The sequence below is a fragment of the Modestobacter sp. SYSU DS0290 genome (assembly GCF_054050955.1).
Map to the genome: position 1 here is coordinate 71,112 of NZ_JBJHAI010000004.1, position 19,950 is coordinate 91,061.

The 19,950-nt window shown below is 75.8% G+C and carries 20 protein-coding genes; 8 read left to right on the plus strand and 12 right to left on the minus strand.

The window, feature by feature from the left end; genetic code table 11:
• Position 1 precedes the first annotated feature (1 nt).
• The gene (locus ACI795_RS05840) at positions 2 to 442 is read right to left on the minus strand and encodes a RidA family protein (protein ID WP_457074308.1); all 441 of its coding nucleotides are present in this window, start codon (positions 440 to 442) and stop codon (positions 2 to 4) included.
• Positions 443 to 606: 164 nt separating this feature from the next.
• Between ACI795_RS05840 and ACI795_RS05845 the strand changes: the two genes are divergently transcribed.
• The gene (locus ACI795_RS05845; RefSeq protein ID WP_457074310.1) at positions 607 to 2,241 is read left to right on the plus strand and encodes a DUF222 domain-containing protein; all 1,635 of its coding nucleotides are present in this window, start codon (positions 607 to 609) and stop codon (positions 2,239 to 2,241) included.
• Positions 2,242 to 2,360: 119 nt separating this feature from the next.
• On the opposite strand, the gene ACI795_RS05850 is transcribed toward ACI795_RS05845, so the two are convergent.
• Positions 2,361 to 2,708, minus strand: a complete 348-nt coding sequence (locus ACI795_RS05850) for a putative quinol monooxygenase (protein WP_457074311.1) — start codon at positions 2,706 to 2,708, stop codon at positions 2,361 to 2,363.
• A gap of 98 nt (positions 2,709 to 2,806) precedes the next feature.
• Here ACI795_RS05850 and soxR point away from each other — a divergent pair, with 98 nt between their 5' ends.
• Positions 2,807 to 3,307: a redox-sensitive transcriptional activator SoxR gene (gene soxR, locus ACI795_RS05855; protein WP_457074313.1), complete on the plus strand. Its 501-nt coding sequence runs from the start codon at positions 2,807 to 2,809 to the stop codon at positions 3,305 to 3,307.
• 136 nt (positions 3,308 to 3,443) lie between these two features.
• Here the strand turns inward: soxR and ACI795_RS05860 are convergent, their stop codons facing one another.
• The gene (locus ACI795_RS05860) at positions 3,444 to 4,226 is read right to left on the minus strand and encodes a lysophospholipid acyltransferase family protein (RefSeq protein WP_457074314.1); all 783 of its coding nucleotides are present in this window, start codon (positions 4,224 to 4,226) and stop codon (positions 3,444 to 3,446) included.
• A 144-nt stretch (positions 4,227 to 4,370) separates the two neighbouring features.
• On the opposite strand from ACI795_RS05860, the gene ACI795_RS05865 reads away from it, so the two are divergent.
• From ACI795_RS05865 to ACI795_RS05875, 3 genes are read left to right on the plus strand one after another with little or no spacing between them, the layout of a single operon-like run.
• A complete protein-coding gene (locus tag ACI795_RS05865; RefSeq protein ID WP_457074316.1) occupies positions 4,371 to 5,171 on the plus strand; it encodes an alpha/beta hydrolase in 801 nt (266 codons plus the stop codon).
• Positions 5,168 to 5,857 carry a hypothetical protein gene (locus ACI795_RS05870; protein WP_457074317.1) on the plus strand — a complete coding sequence of 230 codons (690 nt, stop codon included), beginning with the start codon at positions 5,168 to 5,170 and terminating at the stop codon, positions 5,855 to 5,857. Before ACI795_RS05865 ends, ACI795_RS05870 begins: the two co-directional genes overlap by 4 nt.
• A 54-nt stretch (positions 5,858 to 5,911) precedes the next feature.
• Positions 5,912 to 7,153, plus strand: a complete 1,242-nt coding sequence (locus ACI795_RS05875) for an ornithine cyclodeaminase, nickel-pincer nucleotide-dependent (RefSeq protein ID WP_457074319.1) — start codon at positions 5,912 to 5,914, stop codon at positions 7,151 to 7,153.
• Between the two features lies 1 nt (position 7,154).
• On the opposite strand, the gene ACI795_RS05880 is transcribed toward ACI795_RS05875, so the two are convergent.
• The 4 genes from ACI795_RS05880 to ACI795_RS05895 are packed head-to-tail and all read right to left on the minus strand — an operon-like array spanning position 7,155 to position 10,174.
• Positions 7,155 to 8,156, minus strand: a complete 1,002-nt coding sequence (locus tag ACI795_RS05880; protein WP_457074320.1) for an ROK family protein — start codon at positions 8,154 to 8,156, stop codon at positions 7,155 to 7,157.
• A complete protein-coding gene (locus tag ACI795_RS05885; protein ID WP_457074321.1) occupies positions 8,153 to 8,566 on the minus strand; it encodes a hypothetical protein in 414 nt (137 codons plus the stop codon). The genes ACI795_RS05880 and ACI795_RS05885 overlap by 4 nt, the downstream gene beginning before the upstream one ends.
• Positions 8,563 to 9,741, minus strand: coding sequence for an ArsA family ATPase (locus tag ACI795_RS05890; protein ID WP_457074323.1), 1,179 nt, complete (start codon positions 9,739 to 9,741; stop codon positions 8,563 to 8,565). Before ACI795_RS05890 ends, ACI795_RS05885 begins: the two co-directional genes overlap by 4 nt.
• 1 nt (position 9,742) lies before the next feature.
• On the minus strand, positions 9,743 to 10,174 hold the full coding sequence (locus ACI795_RS05895) for an SRPBCC family protein (protein ID WP_457074324.1): 432 nt from the start codon (positions 10,172 to 10,174) through the stop codon (positions 9,743 to 9,745).
• A 178-nt stretch (positions 10,175 to 10,352) separates the two neighbouring features.
• On the opposite strand from ACI795_RS05895, the gene ACI795_RS05900 reads away from it, so the two are divergent.
• Positions 10,353 to 12,146: an AMP-dependent synthetase/ligase gene (locus ACI795_RS05900; RefSeq protein WP_457074326.1), complete on the plus strand. Its 1,794-nt coding sequence runs from the start codon at positions 10,353 to 10,355 to the stop codon at positions 12,144 to 12,146.
• A gap of 12 nt (positions 12,147 to 12,158) precedes the next feature.
• On the opposite strand, the gene ACI795_RS05905 is transcribed toward ACI795_RS05900, so the two are convergent.
• The 4 genes from ACI795_RS05905 to ACI795_RS05920 all read right to left on the minus strand — a co-directional run bounded on the left by ACI795_RS05905 (position 12,159) and on the right by ACI795_RS05920 (position 16,450).
• Positions 12,159 to 13,280 (minus strand): glycosyltransferase family 4 protein, encoded by a 1,122-nt coding sequence (locus ACI795_RS05905; RefSeq protein WP_457074328.1) that lies wholly within the window; start codon positions 13,278 to 13,280, stop codon positions 12,159 to 12,161.
• Complete coding sequence (locus ACI795_RS05910; RefSeq protein WP_457074330.1) at positions 13,277 to 14,560, minus strand: M48 family metallopeptidase; 1,284 nt, start codon at positions 14,558 to 14,560, stop codon at positions 13,277 to 13,279. Before ACI795_RS05910 ends, ACI795_RS05905 begins: the two co-directional genes overlap by 4 nt.
• 101 nt (positions 14,561 to 14,661) lie before the next feature.
• On the minus strand, positions 14,662 to 15,759 hold the full coding sequence (locus ACI795_RS05915) for a C40 family peptidase (protein WP_457074331.1): 1,098 nt from the start codon (positions 15,757 to 15,759) through the stop codon (positions 14,662 to 14,664).
• Between the two features lie 331 nt (positions 15,760 to 16,090).
• Positions 16,091 to 16,450 (minus strand): hypothetical protein, encoded by a 360-nt coding sequence (locus tag ACI795_RS05920; protein ID WP_457074333.1) that lies wholly within the window; start codon positions 16,448 to 16,450, stop codon positions 16,091 to 16,093.
• 159 nt (positions 16,451 to 16,609) lie between these two features.
• Between ACI795_RS05920 and ACI795_RS05925 the strand changes: the two genes are divergently transcribed.
• A complete protein-coding gene (locus ACI795_RS05925; protein ID WP_457074335.1) occupies positions 16,610 to 18,532 on the plus strand; it encodes a DEDD exonuclease domain-containing protein in 1,923 nt (640 codons plus the stop codon).
• Entirely contained in the window at positions 18,529 to 18,816 is a 288-nt protein-coding gene (locus tag ACI795_RS05930; RefSeq protein ID WP_457074338.1) for an Lrp/AsnC family transcriptional regulator, read from the plus strand. The genes ACI795_RS05925 and ACI795_RS05930 overlap by 4 nt, the downstream gene beginning before the upstream one ends.
• A gap of 81 nt (positions 18,817 to 18,897) precedes the next feature.
• On the opposite strand, the gene trpD is transcribed toward ACI795_RS05930, so the two are convergent.
• Positions 18,898 to 19,950, minus strand: coding sequence for an anthranilate phosphoribosyltransferase (gene trpD / locus ACI795_RS05935; protein WP_457074339.1), 1,053 nt, complete (start codon positions 19,948 to 19,950; stop codon positions 18,898 to 18,900).

The window sequence follows — 19,950 nt, forward strand, 5'->3', positions numbered from 1 at the left end:
GTCACGGTAGAGGGGCGTCCTCCGGCGGGCCCGGCTCCTGCCAGCTGTCCCGTACCGCCAGGGCCTCCACCTCGACCAGTTGCCCGGGGTACCCGAGCACCGTCACCCCGACCAGCGTGCTCGGTGCGTCGTGCTCGCCGAACGCGCCGCGCACCACGCCCCACGCCAGGTCCAGGTCGGCCCGATCGGTGGTCGCCACGTACACGGTCGTCTTGAGGACGTCGGTGAGTGCGACGCCGGCCGCCTGCAGCGTGGCGCCCAGGTTGGCCATCACCTGGCGAGCCTGACCGGCGACGTCCCCCTCGGCGACGACGGCCCCGTCGGTGTCGAGCGGGCAGGCGCCGGCGGTCACCACCATGCGGCCGGGGTCGGTGACGGCCGCGTACGCGTACGGGACGTCGGCGAGGTCGGGCAGGCGGACGAGTTCGATCCCTGCGGTCACCCGCTCATGATCGGGTCTGCGGTGCCGGCACGCTCCTCGGGCACGCGGGCCGCCCAGGAGTCCGACCTCCTGTCCGGCCGCCGCTCCGGCCACCGCCCCGACCGTCGTCCACAGGTCCCCGTTCCGGCTGGTCAGGCCACCGACACCCCGGTATCGTCGTACATGTGTTCGAGTCGGCCGCCCAGTCCGCTCCCCTCGGGGAGGCGGAGCTGCGCGCCGCGATGGACGAGCTGACCGAGCGCTGGCGCGCCGAGGTCCTGGGCGACGAGACACCTCGGTGGCAGACCGCGGCCGGGCGGCTGAGCGCGTCCTTCGAGGCAGGTGGCCACCACCTCGCCGGGGTGCGCGCCGCCCAGGCGGCCATCGGCACGCAGGAGGCCCGCCGGGACCGCGCGATCGCCGCGTTCTGCCGGTCCCGCCCCGCGTCGCTGGACCGACCGGAGAACGAGATCGGCGCGGCGGCGGCCGCGACCCGGGCGGCCCGCCCGGCAGCGCTGGCACCGGTCAGCGAGTGGGCGGTCGACGAGGTCGCGGTGGCCCTGTCACTGACCGAGGCGGCCGCGACCCGGGTGGTCGTCCAGTCCCTGCAGCTGGTCGAGCGGCTGCCCGGCACCCTGCGGGCGCTGGAACGGGGCGACCTCACGTGGGACCACGCCCGGGTGATGAGCGAGCTGATCGCGCCGCTCGACGAGGAGGTCCGGGCCACTGCCGAGGAGCGTCTCCTCGGCCGGCTCGGGAGCAAGACGCCGGCACAGCTGCGGGTGGCAGCCCACCGCGTGGTGGCGCGGCTCGACGCGGCCGCGGTGGCGCGCCGGATCGCCGCGGCCATCCGCGACCGGCACGTCGCCGTCCACCCCGGGGCGGACGGCATGGGCACCCTGTCGGCCACGCTGCCACTCCCGGTCCTGCGGGCCGTGCAGAGCACCCTGGAGCAGTACGCCGACGCGGCCGCCGTCCCCGGCGACGAACGCACCCGCGCCCAGCGGATGGCCGACTGCCTGGTCGACCTGGTGCTGCGCCCCGGCGAGCACGGGCTGCCGCCGGTGCAGGCCCACCTGACGGTGGTCGCGGGTACCGGGACGCTGCTCGGCACGGACGACAAGCCGGGTGAGGTGAACGGTGATCTCGTGCCGGCGGAGATGGTGCGCCGGCTCGCGCAGGCCCTGGGTCTGATGCCCGCCGGCGACGCGGTCCCCCACTCCCCCGCCACCGACGCCGACTCAGACCCCCACGCCGCGGCACTGGCCGACCTGCTCGGCACCCGCATGATCGCCGGCAACGCACTGGCGGCCCGGCCGGCGATCGCCCTGGTCGACGAGCTCACCGGGCAGCTGCTCGCACTGACCGACGCCGCTGGTCTGCGCGCCGGACGACCCCTCGGACCACCGCCGGAGAGCCCGGGCTACACGCCCGAGCGAGCGCTCGACCGGTTCGTCCGGCTGCGCGACCGCCGCTGCCGGTTCCCCGGCTGCCGCAAGCGACCGATCCGCTGCGACCTCGACCACACGGTGCCGTGGCCGCTCGGGCCCACGGCACACGACAACCTCTGCTGCCTGTGCCGGCACCACCACCGACTGAGCCACCAGGCACCGGGCTGGCGGCTGCGCGGGCTCGACGACGGTGGGCTGGAGTGGACCACCCCGACCGGCCAGGTGCTGGTCACCCACCCACTGCGCTTCGGCGCCGACGACGACCTGCCACCGCCGTACATCGAGCGGCCGGCTCCACCGCACGGTGGCCCACTGCCCGGAGCCCCACCGCCCGACGAACCACCGCACGAGGAACCACCGCCCTTCTGACCTGCGGCCCCCTGCCCCCGGGCCGCACGCTGACGGACCCGAGCCCGGGCGCCCAGTTCCAGGTGCCCGGGCTCGGGTGCCCGTCGGCTCGGGGTCGATCAGCTCACGGGTCCATCAGCTCAGGAGCCCGTCGGCCCGGGCGCCATCGCTCGGGGGCTCGTCGCCTCGGAGTTCGACGGTTCCGTCAGCAGATCACTGACCAGTTCCAGGGTCAGCTCGGGGAACCGCTCGGCCACCGCCTCCGCCATGAGCCGCTCGCCCTCGGGTTCGTCGAAGGTGCAGCGCTCGCGGGTGGCGGCGTCGGGCCAGCGTGCGTAGGCCACCCACGTGCCGTCGTCCGCACGGTGCAGCCGCGAGCCGTAGCTGCCGCAGCCGGCGTGGATGGCCCGGGTCACCCGCTCCCACCCGTCGCGGAACTGCGCCTCCTGACCTGGCCGCAAACGCCATCGGTAGACCACCGCGAACATCGCTCCTCCTCCCCGGTGACGCGCGGTGCGTCACCCGGGGGGACCGTCACATCTGATGTGGACTTGAGGTCAACCCTCGTGGCGGTGAGGCTGCTGTCGTGCTGCTGACGATCGGGGAGCTCTCCCACCGGGCCGGTCTCCCACCGGCGACCCTCCGGTACTACGAGGAGATCGGGCTCATCAGCAGCACCCGGTCAGCAGGGGGCCACCGCCGGTACCCGCGCTGGACGCTGCGCCGGCTGGCCGTCGTCGCCGCCGGACAGCGGGTGGGGCTGCCCCTGGCGCAGATCCGCGACTCACTGGCCGACCTGCCCACCGACCGGGCGCCGGACCGCAGCGAGTGGTCGGCGCTGTCGACGGCGTGGCGGGCGCACGTCGACGCGCGCATCGCCGAGCTGACGACCCTCCGGGACGAGCTCGACGGCTGTGTGGGCTGCGGCTGCCTGTCGCTGGACCGGTGCCCGCTCCACAACCCGGACGACGAAGCGGCCGACGAGGGCCCGGGCGCCCGACTGCTCCGCCGGGCGCGGACGCCCCAGCAGCGCGGCGCCGGAGGACGTCGCCCGGACACACCCGATCATCGACCCTGCAGCGACTGATCAGTGCCCGTTCCGACCTGACGGTGCTCCGTGCCCAGCGGCAGGCGCTGTGGACGCCCGGGGCGACGGCTGGATCCGCGTGGATCGACGGGGCGACGGGCCCGGACGGACGGCGCCGGCGCGGACCGGGGCGTGGTCAGCCGGCCAGTGAGCTGGGCAGGCGGTCGGCGGCCTCGGTCGGCGGCGGCTGCAGCCGGCGGACCACCTCCCGGGCGCTGGCGCCGGTGGAGTCCATCGACTTCTTGACCTTGGCGCCGTAGAGATCGACGTACTCCTGGCCGGACAGCTCCATGATCTCGTACATGATCTCGTCGGTGATCGAGCGCTCGACGAACCGGTCACCGGCCAGCCCGGCGTACCGGGAGAAGTCCAGCGGCTCACCGAACCGGACGCCCACGCGGACGAACGTGCGGTTGACCCACCGGCCGAACGCACCGGGGACGGGCAGGTCGCGCGGGGTGTAGGTCATCGCCACCGGGATCACCGGGGCGCCGGTCTCCAGCGTCATTCGGGCGACCCCGGTCTTGCCGCGGAACAGCCGGCCGTCCGGCGAGCGGGTGCCCTCGGGGTAGATGCCCAGCAGCTTGCCCTCGCGCAGGATCCGGATGCCGGTGCGGATCGCGTCCTCGGCGGCGGAGGCGTCGGTGCGGTCGATCGGCACCTGACCGGTGCCACCGAAGAACACCCGCTGCGCCCAGCCCTTGAGGCCGCGGGCGGTGAAGTACTCCGCCTTCGCCAGGAAGGTCACCCGGCGGCGGACCGAGAGCGGCATGAAGATCCAGTCCGCGGCGGCCAGGTGGTTGCTGGCCAGGATGGCCGCGCCGGTCCGCGGCACGTGCCCGGAGCCGACCGGGCGCCACCGGAACACCAGCCGCACCAGCGGCCCGACGGCCACGAACTTGAGGAACCAGTAGAACAACGCGCCTCCCTCAGCGGCTGTCAGACTAGGGAAGCGCCCAGGTCCGCGACAATCGGCGCCCCACTGCGTTCCCCCCGTCCCACCAGCACTCCCCGCCCCACCTGCTCCGGCCACTGCCGCCCGCCCGCCCCTCCCGGAGGTCCGATGCGCCAGGCTCTCTCCCCGACCTCCGCCCCCCGGATGCCCGGCGCCGACCCGTTCGAGCTGCCGGGCGGCCCCGTCGGGGTGCTGCTGTGCCACGGCTTCACCTCCACCCCGCAGAGCCTGCGCGCCTGGGGGGAGCACCTGGCCGCCGCCGGCTTCACCGTCAGCTGCCCCCTGCTGCCCGGGCACGGCACCCGCTGGCAGGACGCCAACGTCACCACCGAGGAGGACTGGTACGGCGCGCTGTCCACCGCGCTGGACCAGCTCACCGACCGGTGCGCGACAGTGGTCGTCGCCGGCCTGTCGATGGGCGGCACGCTGGCGCTGCGGCTGGCCGAGCGCCGTTCCGAGGACGTCGCGGCCCTGGTGCTGGTGAACCCCTCGCTGCTCACCGAGCGTCGTGAGGCCAAGCTGTTGCCGCTGCTGGCCCGGGTCACCCCTGCCTGGACCGCGATCGCCGGCGACATCAAGAAGCCGGGCTGCACCGAGCTCGCCTATCCCCGGCTGCCCACCCGGGCGGCGCTGGGGCTGCGCCGGCTCTGGCGGGCGACCCGCGCCGAGCTGGCCGCCGTGCGCGCGCCGCTGCTGGTCTTCCGCAGCGAGACCGACCACGTGGTCGAGCCGGCCTCCACCCGGGTGCTGCTGGCCGGGGTCGGCAGCACCGACACCACCGAGGTCCTGCTGCACGACAGCTGGCACGTCGCCACCCTGGACAACGACGCCCCCGCGCTGTTCGCCCGGTCGGTCGAGTGGATCCGCGAGCGGGTGCCGTCGGCGAGCACCCCGGAGCCGACGCCGTGACCCTCCCCCGCCGCGGACGCGGCCGCCGTGACAACGGCCTCGACGCCCAACTGTGGCACCCGCTGCGCGACGTCGACCCACGGGTGGGCGAGCACCTGCTCGACGTGCTCGCCGCGGCCGGCATCGCCGCCTACCTGGAGCCGGCCACCGACGTCGCGCCCTACACGCGCAACGTCTACCTGCCCAGCCCGCCCTCGGACCGGCTGTTCGTCGACCGCGCCCGGAGCGCGGAGGCGCGGGCCGTGGTCGAGCAGACCGCGGAGGAGCCGGCCACCGAGCCGGCCGGCGACCACCCGGTCCGCCGCTCCAGTCCGGTCACCGACGAGGACGCCGAGTTCGCCCGGATCGTCGCCGCCTTCGAGGCCGAGCACGGCCGCACGGTCATCGACGAGGAGCCGCGCGACGACCCGCCGCCCCCACCCGCCGAGGTGTCGGTGCTCGACCTGCCGGAGGAGCACTACGAGCCCCCGCCGCCGCCCCCGCTGCCGGTCCTGACCCCGGCGTCGCTGACCGCCGTGCTTCTCATCGCGATCGGCGCGGTGCTGGTGATCGTCCCGGGGCGGCTGGGGCTGACGCTGGAGTCCGGGCTGGTGCTGGGGGTGGCGGCCCTGGTCGGCGGGGTCGGCATCCTGGTCTCCCGGATGCGCGACCGGTCCGACGACGGGGACGACGGCGCGGTCGTCTGACCCCCCGTCACGAGGCCTTCTGCCGCCGGCCACGCTGCCCTAGCGTCGCTGCCCATGGGCAGCCACCCGCACCGCACCGTGGTCGCACTGACCGGCCACCTGATGGACACCGGCGTCCTCGCCCGGGTGCTCGACGACGTCCTGGAGTACGGCGGCGACTACCGGATCGAGGACCTGACGCTCGGCCGCCAGCACGAGGACGAGTCCCGGGCCCTGGTCGAGGTCCGCGCCGGGGACGCCGAGCTCCTCGAGCGGATCGTCATGCGGCTGCAGACCCACGGCGCCAACGCCGTCGACCCGGGGACGGCGACCACCCGGCCCGCGCCGGCCGACGGCGTCTTCCCCGAGGACTTCTACTCGACCACCAACCTGGACACCTTCGTCCGGCTCGACGGCGAGTGGCTGGCCGTCGACCGGGCGGAGATGGACTGCGGCCTGGTCGTCGCCGGCGACCCGGGCCGGCCGGTCGTGCGCACCGTGCCGGTCAGCGACGTCCGCGCCGGGGACGCCGTCGTCTGCGGCGCGGGCGGCGTGCGGGTGGAGATGGCGCCGCAGGTGGCCCGGGGCGAGGAGGGGGACTTCGGCTTCATGTCCTCGGCGGTCTCCAGCGAGAAGCCGCAGGCCCTGCTGGTCCGCCAGATCGCGGAGCGGATGCGGGAGGTCAAGGCCGCCGGCCGGCGGGTCCTGTGGGTCGGCGGGCCGGCGGTCGTGCACACCGGTGCGGCACCGGCGATGGTCCGGCTGGTGCGCGCCGGCTACGTCGACGTCCTGTTCGCCGGGAACGCGCTGGCCACCCACGACATCGAGTCCGCGCTGTTCGGCACCTCGCTCGGCGTCGACCTCGCCCGGGGCGCCGGGGTGCCGCACGGCCACGAGCACCACATCCGGGCCATCAACACGATCCGCGCGGCGGGGTCGATCGCGGCGGCGGTGCGCACCGGAGTGCTCACCGGCGGGGTGATGCACGCGATGGTGCAGGCCGGCAAGCCGTTCGTGCTGGTCGGCTCGGTCCGCGACGACGGCCCACTGCCGGACGTGATCACCGACGTGATCGACGGTCAGCGCGCGATGCGCGACCAGCTGCCCGGCGTCGGCTTCGCGATCATGGTCGCCACGATGCTGCACTCGATCGCCACCGGGAACCTGCTGCCGGCGTCGGTGCCGCTGGTCTGCGTGGACATCAACCCGGCCACCGTCACCAAGCTCGCCGACCGCGGCAGCGCCCAGGCAACGGGCATCGTGACCGACATCGGCCTGTTCCTGGAGCAGCTGGCCCGCGAGCTCGCCCCCGAGTGACTCAGGCGGCGCCGTCGGCCACGGCCCGGCGCACCAGGTCGGCGGCGCCGACCAGCCCGGCCTGCGCGCCGAGCTCGGCGGCAACCACCCGCGGACCGGGGCGGAACCCGCGCCCGGGCAGCGCCCGCTCCAGCCGCTGCCGGGCCGGGCCGAGCACCGTCTCGCCGAGCACGCTGACCCCGCCGCCGATGACCACGACCTCGGGGTCGAGGACGGCGGAGAGGTCGGCGATGCCCTGACCCAGCCAGGAACCGACCTCCGCGAGCAGCTCCCCGGCCAGCGGGTCGCCGTCGGCCGCGGCCCGCGCGACCACCTCACCGGTGATCCGCTCGAGGTCGCCGCCGACCCGGTCGATCAGCGCGGCAGCGGCCGCCGGTGAGTTCTGCGCGACCTCCCGGGCGGTGTGCCCCAGCGCGTTGCCGCTGGCGTACTGCTCCCAGCAGCCCCGGTTGCCGCAGGCGCAGAGCCGGCCGTCGGGGACCACGCGCATGTGCCCCCACTCGCCGGCCACCCCGTGTGCCCCGCGCTGCAGGCGGCCGTCGATGACCAGCCCGCCGCCGATGCCGGTGCCCAGCGTGATCATCAGGACCAGGTCGCTGCCGCGGGCGGCGCCGTAGCGGTACTCGGCCCAGGCAGCGGCGTCGGCATCGTTGCCCACCCACAGCGGGCGCTGCAGCCGCACCCCGAGGTCCTTGCGCAGCGACTGGTTCCGCCAGGCCAGGTGCGGGCTGAACAGCACGGTGTCGCCCGTGCGGTCGAACCAGCCGGCGGCGCCGACGCCGACGCCGACCAGCGGCCCGCCGTGGCGCTCGGCCAGCTCGTCGACGACCGCGGCGATCGCGTCCTCGGTGGCCGCCACCGACTTCCCCGGGGTGGCCCGGCGGGCGGTGTCGAGGATGGTGCCGTCGGCGGCGACGACGCCACCGGCGACCTTGGTGCCGCCGATGTCGATGCCCAGCGCGGGCAGCTCGGCGGCGAGCGGGGTCCGGTCCGGGGCGCTCACGCGACGTCGATCCGCTGCACGCGGGCGGTGCGGGGGTGCGGGGAGGGCACCGGCTCCTCGTTCGCGGGAGGGGCACCCGGCTCCCGGGCGCCGTCGTCGGCACGCTGGCCGGCCGGGGTGCCGGCCTGGGCGCGGAGCGCGTCGGCGGCCGTGGCGAGCACGTCGGCGAGGCCCTCGAGCAGGTCGGGCCGGCGTCCGCGCAGGGCGGCCAGCCCGGTGCACAGGGGGCACCAGCGGCAGTCGGCGTCGGAGCAGGCCGCCGCGCCGTCGCGGTCGGCCGTGCCCGTGGTGGCGTTCCCGAGCAGCCCGCCGAGGGCCCCGGCCAGGCTGCCTGCCGCGGGGTGCTCGGCCGCCAGGCCGGTGACCAGGCGCCGGGCCTGCTCGATCCAGTCCTGTCCCGGCGTGGTCACGGTGTCTCCTGCGGATCGGTGGGGCGGGGGTCAGGGGGCAGCAGCCCGGCGGGCCACTGCGCGGGGTCGGGGGTGAAGCGGACGGCGAGCGTGGCCCGCGCGGTGCCGGAGTCGTCCAGCGCCCCGCCGGAGACGGTGCACCGGCGCAGCAGCGGGTCCAGCGGGACCGACCGCCGCACGCCGGCCGCGGTGACCACCAGGTCGTCGGCCCACCGGGTGAGCTCGACCTCCCCCCGCCGGGCGAAGGGCAGCGTCAGCTCCAGCAGCCACTCCCCCGCCGCCGACCGGCTGGTGCGCGGGACCCCGGGCTGCGGTCGGCCGGTGGCGGAGGAGGCCGGGACGGCGGCGTCCAGGGCGGCCAGCTCGGCCGGCGTCCGGGGTGCCACGGCCGCCTCGGCGACCTCGCGGACGTCCCCGGCCAGCTCGGTCAGCCGGCGCACCGCGTCGGCCTGTGCGGCTGTCCGCTCGGCCCACCAGTCGCCGGTGGCCGCGGGGAGCAGCCGCGCGGCCGTCACCGAGGCGACCCGCTGCCCGAGCACCCCCAGCGCGGTGGCGGTGGACTGCAGCTCGTCGGCGGCGGTGGCGTCCGGCCGCAGCACCAGGTGCACCGCGGTCCGCGCCGGGTCGTCCAGCGGCACCCGGTCGACCAGCTCCTCCAGCCCCTCGGCGCTCGCCAGCAGCCCGGCCAGGCCGTTGGGCCGCCCCGGTGCCGCCGCCGCCCGGAGGCTGGCGAGCACCCGCAGCCGGGTCGGCGCGAGCTGACCGAGCCACCAGCGCAGCGCGCCGGGCAGGGTCAGCAGGGACAGCGCGGCCGGGGTCGGTCCCGCGTCGACCACCACGGCGTCGAACCGGCCGGCGGCGGCGTGGCCGGCGAGCGCCGTGAGCAGCGCGAACCGGTCCACCCCCGGCACCGGGACGACCGACGTCGCCGGCGGGAGCACGTGCATCGGCAGGACGCCGGCCAGCTGCTCGACGTGCCGGCCCCACACCTGCTGCAGCGCCGGCTGGGCCGTGACCACCTCGACGTCGACGGCGCCGGCGAGCCCGGCGGTGGCGGGTGCGCGGTCGGTCAGCAGCAGGCAACGGGAGCCGGTGGCGGACAGCCGGAGCGCGGTGGCCGCGGCGACGGTGGAGCTGCCGGCCCCGCCGGGGCCGGTGACCAGGATGATCTGCACGTCAGCCCTCGACGCGCTTCTTGAGCTCCTTGAGCGCGGTGTCCAGGATGACCTTCTCCGCCCGGCGCTTGATCAACCCGAGCATCGGGATCGACAGGTCGATGGTGATCGAGTACGTCACCGTGGTCCGGCCACCGGCCTCGGCCAGCGTGTAGGAGCCGTCCTGCTGCTTCTGCATCTGGCCGCGCACCAGGGTCCAGTGCACCGCGCGGTCGCCGTCCCAGGTGTAGGCCAGCTCGTAGTCGTCGCTGACCGGCCCGGCGTCGATGACGAAGTGCACCCGGCGGGCGCGGCCGTCGGGCCCGGTCTCGAGCACCTCGACGGTCTTCGCCGCGGCCACCCACTGCGGGTACGACGGGAAGTCGGCGATCACGGCCATCACCGCGGCCGCGGGCGCGTCGACGACGATCGACTGGGTGGACTGGTCGGCCATGCGCCGCAGGGTAGTCGCCGACCGTGACCACCCGGAGTCCCGACCGGACCGGTCACCCCGACCGGGGGTCGTTGCCGTGTCCCCCGGCGACTCCGCCGACTAGATTGACCTCCCGACCCAGCGTCCGGGTCCGGGAGGCGACGGCGCCTCCCGCCCGGGCGGGGCAGAGAGGACCGGCGTGCGCGAGCTGAGCGTTCCCCCCACCGCCACCGTGGGGGCCGATGACGCCCTGACGGACATGGTCGCCCGCAACGCGGCCGAGCACCCGCACGACGTCGGGCTGCGCCGACAGGTCGACGGAGAGTGGCGGGACGTGACCTGGGCGCAGTTCGCCGCCGAGGTCGCCGGCGTGGCCAAGGGCCTGGTGGCCGCCGGGGTCGGCCCGGGCGACCGGGTGTGCCTGCTGGCTCGCACCCGGTACGAGTGGACGGTGCTGGACTACGCGATCTGGACCGCGGGCGCCGTCGTCGTCCCGGTGTACGAGACCTCCAGCCCCGACCAGATCTCCTGGATCCTCACCGACTCCGGTGCCCGCGCGATCTTCGTGGAGAGCCAGCGGCACGCCGACGACGTCGAGTCGGTGCGCAGCGAGGCGCCGGACCTGGGCCCGGTGTGGGTCATCGACGACGGCGCGCTCGACCAGCTGACCGCGGCGGGGGCCGACGTCCCCGACACCGAGCTGGCGGCCCGCCGGCAGACCCTCGGCGCGGACAGCCTGGCCACGCTGATCTACACCAGCGGCACCACGGGGCGGCCCAAGGGCTGCGAGCTCACCCACGGGAACTTCCTGTTCGAGGTGCGCAACGGGATCACCCTGCTGGACCGCTTCATCAACCCCGGCGGCTCGATGCTGCTGTTCATCCCGCTGGCCCACGTGCTCGCCCGGGTGCTGCAGGTCGGCGCCATCGATGCCCGCACGGTCGTCGGGCACACCCCCGACATCGCCGACCTGGTCGGCGATCTGGGCCGGTTCCAGCCCACCTTCGTGCTCGCCGTCCCCCGGGTGTTCGAGAAGGTCTACAACGGCGCGAAGGCCAAGGCGGAGGGCGACGGCAAGGGCAAGATCTTCGACCGCGCCGCGCAGGTCGCCGTCGACTGGTCCCGCGCGCAGGACACCGGCGGCCCGGGCCTGGCGTTGCGGCTGCAGCACGCGCTGTTCGACCGGCTGGTCTACGGCAAGCTGCGGGCGGCCCTCGGCGGGCACTGCGCCGGCGCCGTCTCCGGTGGCGCGCCCCTCGGCGAGCGACTGGGGCACTTCTTCCGCGGTCTCGGCGTGACCATCTACGAGGGCTACGGGCTCACCGAGACCACGGCCGCCGCCGCGGTCAACCACGACGCCGCGATCCGGATCGGCACCGTGGGCCGGCCGCTGCCCGGCGTGGACGCGGCCATCGCCGAGGACGGCGAGGTGCTGCTGCGCGGCGGGATCGTGATGCGCGGCTACTGGCGCAACGAGCAGGCCACTCGCGAGGCGATCGACGCCGACGGCTGGTTCCACACCGGCGACCTCGGCGAGCTCGACGAGCAGGGGTTCCTGCGGATCACCGGCCGCAAGAAGGAGATCCTGGTGACCGCCGGCGGCAAGAACGTCGCCCCGGCCGTCCTGGAGGACCGGCTGCGGGCGCACAAGCTGGTCAGCCAGTGCATCGTCGTCGGTGACCAGCGGCCCTTCATCGCCGCGCTGGTCACCCTGGACGCCGAGGCGCTGCCCGCGTGGCTCAAGGGCCACGGCAAGGACGAGTCGCTCACCGCCGCCCAGCTGCGGGACGACCCCGACCTGCTGGCCGAGCTCGACACCGCGATCGCCGACGCCAACAGGGCCGTGTCGCACGCCGAGGCGATCAAGAAGTACCGGGTGCTCGCGGAGGACTTCACCGAGGCCAACGGCACCCTCACCCCGAGCATGAAGCTCAAGCGCAGTGTGGTGATGAAGGAGTTCGGCGCCGAGGTCGAGGCGATCTACCAGAGGTAGACCGGCACGGCGTCAGCCCTGCAGCAGTCGGGCGAAGGTGTCGGCGATCGTCGCCCAGGACCAGCGCTCCTCGACCCAGGCCCGGCCCGCGCGCCCCATCGCGCGGGACCGGGCCGGGTCGTCGAGCAGGTCGCTGATCACCTGGGCGACCGCGGTGGGTGAGCGCGGGTCGACCACGTGCCCGGTCTCCCCCTCGCGGACGGTCTCGGGGGCCCCGCCGGAGGTGCCGGCGATCACCGGCCGGCCGCAGGCGGCCGCCTCCAGGAAGACCATCCCCAGCCCCTCCACGTCCAGCCCGCCGCGGCGGGTCCGGCAGGGCATGGCGAAGACGTCGCCGGCCGCGTAGTGGGCGGGCAGCTCCCCGGCCGGCACCCCACCGGTGAGCACCACCGAGCCACCGAGCCCGCGCGCCGCGATCGCCCGGCGCAGCCGCAGCTCCAGCGGACCGCCCCCGACCAGCAGCAGCCGCGCGTCGGGGTGCCGGGCCAGCACCTGCGCCCAGCCCGCCACCAGCACGTCCTGGCCCTTGCGCGGCACCAGCCGGCTGACGCACACGACCACCGGCGCGCTCCCCAGCCCGTACTGCTCGCGCACGGCCGAGCCGTCGGCGTCGGGGGTGAACAGGTCGACGTCGACCCCCGGGGACAGCTGGCTGAGCACCGTCCGGTCGCCGAGGGCCGGGGCGAGCCGGGCGTGGGTGTACTCGCTGATGTAGCTGAGCTCGTCCAGCCCTCCCGCGATCCGCTGCATCAGCTGCCGCGCGGCAGGGAGCGCCACCCAGCCGGTCTCGTGCCCGTGGGTGGCGCCGACCAGCCGGCGCACCCCGGAACGGCGCAGGGCCGGCGCCATCAGCCCGAGCGGTGCGGCCGCGCCGAAGAAGACGGTGTCGCACCCGTGCTCCCGCGCCAGCCGCGCGGCGGTACGGGTGGCGTCCGGGGTGGGCAGGAGCATCCCGGTGCCGGCCCGGACCACCGGGTAGGGCAGCCGCGCGTCGTGCTCGGCGGCGCCGGGGTGGTCGGAGGCCAGCACGGCCAGCGACTCCGGGGGCCGGGTCGCCAGCAGCGCCGCCACGAACGTCTGGATGCCGCCCTGCCGGGGCGGGAAGTCGTTGGTGACGACGAGGGTGCGGCTCACCGGGGCACCGGGACGCCGTGCAGCAGCGCCCAGTCCGCCGCGAAGGCGATCCGCTGCGGGACGGTGGGGTGCGATCCGTAGAACCACTGCCAGGCGGCCGGCGGGTCCGGGTCGTTGAGGTTGGCCTCGCCGAGCCGCCGCTGCATCGCGGTGAAGGCGGCGGGGTCCCCGGTCAGGTCCAGCGCGTGCAGGTCCGCCCGGGCCTCGATCTGCCGGGAGACCACGTTCTGCACCGGCGTCGAGACCAGCGTCCCGACGGCGATCAGGAACAGCAGCAGGCCGACGACGGCGCCGTCGTCGGGTCCTCGCGCCCCGGCCCGGCGCAGCAGCGGCGTCGAGCGGAGCAACCAGCCCAGCAGGGACACCCCGGCACCGGCGCCCAGCGCACCGATCAGCGTGCCGGTGAGGACGTCGTCGGTGGCCACGTGCCCCAGCTCGTGGGCCACGATCGACTCGATCTCCTCGTCGGGCAGCCGGTCGAGCACCGTGTCGTAGACGACGATGCGGCGGGTCGACCCGAACCCGGAGACGTAGGCGTTGAGCGCGGTCGTGCGCCGGCTGGCGTCGGCGACCAACACGTCCTCGACCGGGGCGCCGCTGCGCTCGGCGAGTGCGAACAGGTCGCTGCGCAGCTGCCCGTCCTCCAGCGGCTCGAACTGGTTGAACGCCGGCTCGATCAGGAGGGGGTAGAGGAACGAGCCGACGACGACGAGCGCGGCGGCGCCCCCGCCGGCCCAGGCCCACCAGCTGCGCGGTGCCCGTCGGGCCAGCGCCACCACGGCGAGCAGCCCCAGCGCGGTGACGCCGGCGCTGATCCCGGTGGAGACCGCAACGTCCCGGGCCCACAGCCCCCAGCCCCGGGTCGAGAGCCCGTACCGGTGCCGCACCACCTCGCCCCAGACCGACAGCGGGAGGGTCACCAGCCGGCCGACCAGCAGGATCGCGAACGTGCCCAGGAGCACCTCCCAGCCCCAGCCCCCACCGAGCGGGCGGGCCAGCCGGCGGGCGGTGGCCGCGCCGGCGCGGGTCAGCCCGAACACCGCGGAGACGGCCAGGCCCAGCAGCAGGGAGACCAGCGACGCCGGCCGCACGGCCCCGGCGAAGTCCTCGGCGCGGGCGATCTGCTCGGCGCTGAACACCGCGGCGGGGTCGACCGGGGTGCGACCCCCGGACGGCGTGGCGAGCACCTCCCACGGGGTGGCGACCGCGATCACCACGACCAGCGCCGCTCCCAGGACCGCCGCCGCGCCGAGCGCCAGCCGCCGGGAGCGCCCGTCCACCGGGGCCACCGTGCTCACGCGGGCCGGCTCGGGACGGTCGGGAGGGGCACGCCAGGGAGCTTAGGACGGCGCCCTGTGCGCCCTGCCCGCCGCTGACCGGCTCAGCCGACGAGGCGGCGTGCCCCCACGTAGCCGGCCATGTCGACCCCGGTGACGACGACCGGGCTGCCGAACGTGGGCGCGTGCACCATCTTCCCGTTGCCCACGTACATGCCCACGTGGCTCACCGGGCTGTAGAAGAACACCAGGTCACCGGGCTGCAGGTCGGCCCGGCTCACCGCGGTGCCCATCGTCGCCTGCACCCGGCTGGAGTGCGGCAGCCGGATCCCGGCAGCGGCGTAGGCGTACTGCGTCAGGCCCGAGCAGTCGAAGGCGTCCGGCCCGCCGGCGCCCCAGACGTAGGGGTCGCCGATCTGGGCCAGCGCGGTGTCCACGGCGGCCTGCGCCGCGTCGGAGGAGGCGACGACCTCGGTGGCCGCGGGGGGCGCGAGCGTCGGGCCGGCGTGCTCCTCCACCACCGCCTGCTGCTGCACCGCACTGAGGGAGTCGTACTGGGCCTGGTACTCGGCGATGCGGCCCTGCAGGTCCGCCTGCCGGGCGGTGACGTCGGCCAGGCCGGCCTCGGCCTGCCCCGCCGCGGCGTCGGCGGCCGCCTTGGCCTGCTCCGCCGCCTGCGCCGCGGCGGCCACCTGGGCGAGGACGTCGGTGGTGTGGCCGGCGATGGCGTCGAGGGTGGTCACCTGGGAGAGGAACTCGTCGGCGGAGCCGCTGGTCATCAGGGCGTTGAACCGGGACAGGTTCTCTCCGGTGAAGGCGCTGCGCGCCACTCGCCGCATCTGCTCGTCGAGCGCCGCCAGCTGCACCTGGGCAGCGGCCAGCGCCTGGCCGGCTGCCTCGGCGGCGGCCCGCTGCTGGTCGAGCACCACCTGGGCGTCGTTGAACTGCTCGGTGACGACCTCGAGCTCGTGCGTCGCGTCGGACACCAGGCGGGTGGCCTCCTCCGCCGTGCCGGCCTGGGTGACCGGGTCACCGGGGGCCGCGGCCGCGCTGCCCGGGAGCAGGGTGAGCGTCAGGCTGGCGGTGAGCCCGAGGAGGAGCCCGGCACCGAGCCGGCCGGTCAGCCGGGCGCTCCGAGGACCGGAGGGCAGGGCAGCAGAGCGGACCGGGGTGATCCGGGAGCAGGGCTGAGGGCTCGCCATGCGAGGCGGGGCTCCGTTCTTCCTCGTCGCACCGCCTGCCGGGTCGACTGACGGGCCCGGGCGCCGGACTGCGCGCCCGCTCCCGACCGCGTCGGTGCTGACGCGGTGTGCCCGGCGACCCGGTGCACGCGAGGACCCACCTCAGTGCTGCGGTGGGCCCCGCTCCAGCCGACGGGGTCGGCTGGTTCGGCGGTCTCCGGCGGGGCCACCTGGATCGGTGACGACCTCCCTACCGGACGTCACGAACCTACGGCCGTGACCGGACCGAGACAAAGACCCGGCAAACCCGAAAACCGGGGCCAGATGTGACGAATCGCAGGCGTGCGATTTGTCAGCTCACGTGGCGGTCGCCATGGCCCGACGCATCCTGATGACGCAACGGCGGAACCAGGCCGAACTCTGCCAAAGCCCGGACCGCCCGCCGCTCCACGTCGTCCAGTTCCACCGCGGGCCGGGCCTCCGGGGCGGAGGCGTCAACGCGAGTCATGTCACGGCCGGCCCCGGCACGTCCGGGCGCGTCCACGCGCACCGGCACCTCGGCCGGCCCCGCCGCGTCGGTGGCGCGCGGGACGAGCGGGACGACGCTGGGGTCGCTGCCCTGCCAGCCCGGCGGTGCGCCCAGGAGCACGGTGACGACGCAGTCGGCGCAGCCCTGCCCGCGGACGGTGCAGGTGTCGCAGTCGATGAGCACGGCGGCTCCCCCTCTCTCTCCGTCGCGGACGGCCTTCCGTCCCGACAGCGCGGAACCTAGGAGCAGCCACCGACAGTTCCGGCCCGACCACCCCGCTCCCCTCCCGGGCCCGGCGTGCCCTCCCCCGGACTGTCGGACCCCCGACCTACCGTCCGCGACGTGCCACCTGTTCCCGCACCGCCCCCCGTCCCGCTGCCCGGTGGGCCGGGCGCCCGCCCGCACGGCTGGGCCTCTGCCGCTCTCCCCCCGGCCGCCCCCGCGCTGCCGACCGGCCCGCGCTACGAGCAGGTGTCGATCGACGAGGTCGGCACCGCACTGTCGGCGGTGACGTTCGTGGTCGTCGACCTCGAGACCACCGGCGGCTCCCCGAAGGACAACGCGATCACCGAGATCGGCGCGGTCAAGGTGCGCGGGGGCGAGGTGGTCGGCGAGTTCCAGACGCTGGTCGACCCGGGCCGGGAGATCCCGCCCTACATCAGCGTCCTCACCGGCATCACCACGACGATGGTGGCCGCTGCGCCGCGCATCGACGCCGTGCTGCCGGCCTTCCTGGAGTTCGCCCGCGGCGCCGTGCTGGTGGCCCACAACGCCCCGTTCGACCTCGGATTCCTGCGTGCGGCCTGCGAGGAGTCCGGCATCGCCTGGCCGGCCGCCGCCTCGGTCGACACCGCCGTCCTGGCCCGCCGGCTGCTGACCCGCGACGAGGTGCCCAACTGCAAGCTGGCGACCCTCGCCCCCTACTTCGCCACCTCCACCGAGCCCTGCCACCGGGCGCTGGCCGACGCGCGGGCGACCGTCGACGTCCTGCACGGCCTGTTCGAGCGACTGGGCCCGCTGGGGATCACCACCCTGGAGGAGCTCTCCGGCCTCACCCGCCAGGTCGACCCCGAGCGCCGCCGCAAGCGGCACCTGGCCGAGCACGTCCCGTCCGGCCCCGGCGTCTACGTCTTCCGCGGCCCGCGCGACGAGGCGCTGTACGTGGGCACCTCCACCGACCTGCGCAGCCGGGTCCGCAGCTACTTCTCCGCCGGCGAGCAGCGCAGCCGGATGACGGAGATGATCCGGCTCGCCGAACGCGTCGACGCGCTGCCGTGCGCGCACGACCTGGAGGCCGCCGTCCGGGAGCTGCGGCTGATCGCCGAGCACAAGCCGCGCTACAACCGCCGGTCGCGCTTCCCCGAACGCGCCCTCTGGGTGCGGCTCACCGACGAGCCCTTCCCCCGGCTGTCGGTGGTCCGCCGGGTCCGTCCGGGCGCCGGGGCCTTCCTGGGGCCCTTCCCCGACCGCCGGGCGGCCGACGCCGCGGTCGCCGCGGTGCACGAGTCGCTGCCGCTGCGCCAGTGCACCCCCCGGCTGGCGCTCGCGGGCACGGGCGCCGCCTGTGCACTGGCCGGCATGGGCCGGTGCGGCGCGCCCTGCACCGGCGCGCAGAGCCGGGAGGAGTACGCCTCGATCGCCGCGGTGTTCGCCGCGGCCGTCGACTCCGACCCGCGTGAGCTGGTCGCCCCGCTGCTCACCCGGGTCGAGCGGCTGGCCGCCGAGGGCCGGTACGAGGACGCGGCGCTGCTGCGCGACCGGGTGGCGGTGCTGGTGCGCGCGGTGCAGCGCCGGCAGCGGCTGGAGTCGCTGGCCACCGTGCCCGAGATGGTGCTCGCCCGCCCCGACGGCGCCGGTGGTTGGCAGCTGTCGGTGGTGCGCCGCGGCCGGCTGGTCGCCGCGGGGGTCGCCGAGCGCGGCCGCTCGGTGCGTGACTGCCTGGCCGAGCTGCGGGCCACCGCCGAGACGCCCACCGGCCCCGACGGCGAGCTGGCCGCCACCGTCGACGAGACCGAGCTGGTGCTGCGCTGGATGGAGAAGCCCGGCACCCGGCTGGTCGAGGTCGCCGGCACGCTGGCCAGCCGCACCCCGGGAACCGGCGCCTACCGCGCGTTCCTGGCGCAGGTCGAGGCCGGCCGGGCCGAGCGCGACCCCTTCGGCGACGGGCGGCCGCTGCGCACCCGCAGCCAGCCCGACCGGGTGGCCCCCGACCGACCGGAGGCGCGGCGCGGCCGGGGCGCCACCCGGCTAGCATCCCGGGAGTGATCACCGCCATCGTGATGATCGATGCCGCCACCGACTCCATCGCCGAGGTCGCCGAGGCGGTCGCCGACCTGCCCGGGGTCAGCGAGGTCTACTCCGTCGCCGGCGACGTCGACCTGGTCGCGATCATCCGCGTGCCCGAGTTCGACGAGATCGCCCAGGTGATCGCCGGGCGGATCAACAAGGTCCCCGGAGTCGTCGACACCGCCACGCACATCGCCTTCCGCGCCTACTCGCGGCACGACCTCGAGGCCGCCTTCTCCATCGGTTTCGAGTCCGCCGACTGAAGTAGGGCCCCGCTGCCCCCCCCCGACCCGCGCGAGCTCGGGTCCGGGCCCCTGCAGCGGGGCCGACACGGCCGGGGGCCGTCAGGTGCGGGTGCGGAGCGCCTGGCTGACCTGCACCCACTCCTCGAGCTTGGCCGCCGCCCGGCCGTCGTCCACCGCCGCGGCCGCCCGCTCCAGGGCCGCACCGAGGCTGTCGTGCAACGGCGCACCGCTCGCGTCGAAGGCGGCGAGCGCACCCGCGGCGTTCAGCAGCACCGCGTCCCGCACCGGCCCGCGGTCGCCGGCCACGAGGCGGCGGACCACCTCGGCGTTCTCCTCCGGCCCACCACCGCGCAGCGCGCCCGGTTCCGCGACCGGGATGCCGAACACCGTCGGGTCCAGCCGCTCGGGGACCACCTCGCCGTCGCGCACCACCCACACCGACGACGTCGTCGTGGTGGTGAGCTCGTCGAGGCCGTCGTCCCCCCGGAACACCAGGGCCCGGCTGCCGCGCTCGGCCAGCACCTGGGCGACCACCGGCGCCATCCGCAGGTCGGCACACCCGATCGCCCCGGCGACCGGCCGGGCCGGGTTGGTGAGCGGGCCGAGGAAGTTGAAGACCGTGCCGATGCCCAGCTCCCGCCGCGGGACCGCGGCATGCCGCATGCCGGGGTGGAACACCGGCGCGAAGAAGAAGCCGACCCCCGCCCGGCGGACGCACTCCGCGACCGCGCCGGCCGGAAGGTCGATCACCACCCCGAGCGCCTCCAGCACGTCGGCGGTGCCGGACTTCGACGACGCCGCCCGGTTGCCGTGCTTGGCCACCGGCACCCCGGCGGCGGCGGTGACGATCGCGGCCATCGTGGAGATGTTGACCGTCTGCGCCCCGTCGCCGCCGGTGCCCACGATGTCCACGCAGTCCTGCGCGAGCACCACCGGCGTGGCCTGGTCGAGCATCGTGGCCGCCAGGCCGATGACCTCGGCCGGCGTCTCCCCCTTGACCCGCAACCCCATGACCAGCCCGGCGATCTGCGCCGGGGTGGCCTCGCCGGTCATCACCTGGCGCATCGCCCAGCGGGTCTCCTCGGTCGTGAGGTCCTCCCGCCGGGCCAGCCGGCCGAGCAGCGCGGGCCAGGTCGGGGCGGTGGCCGCCAC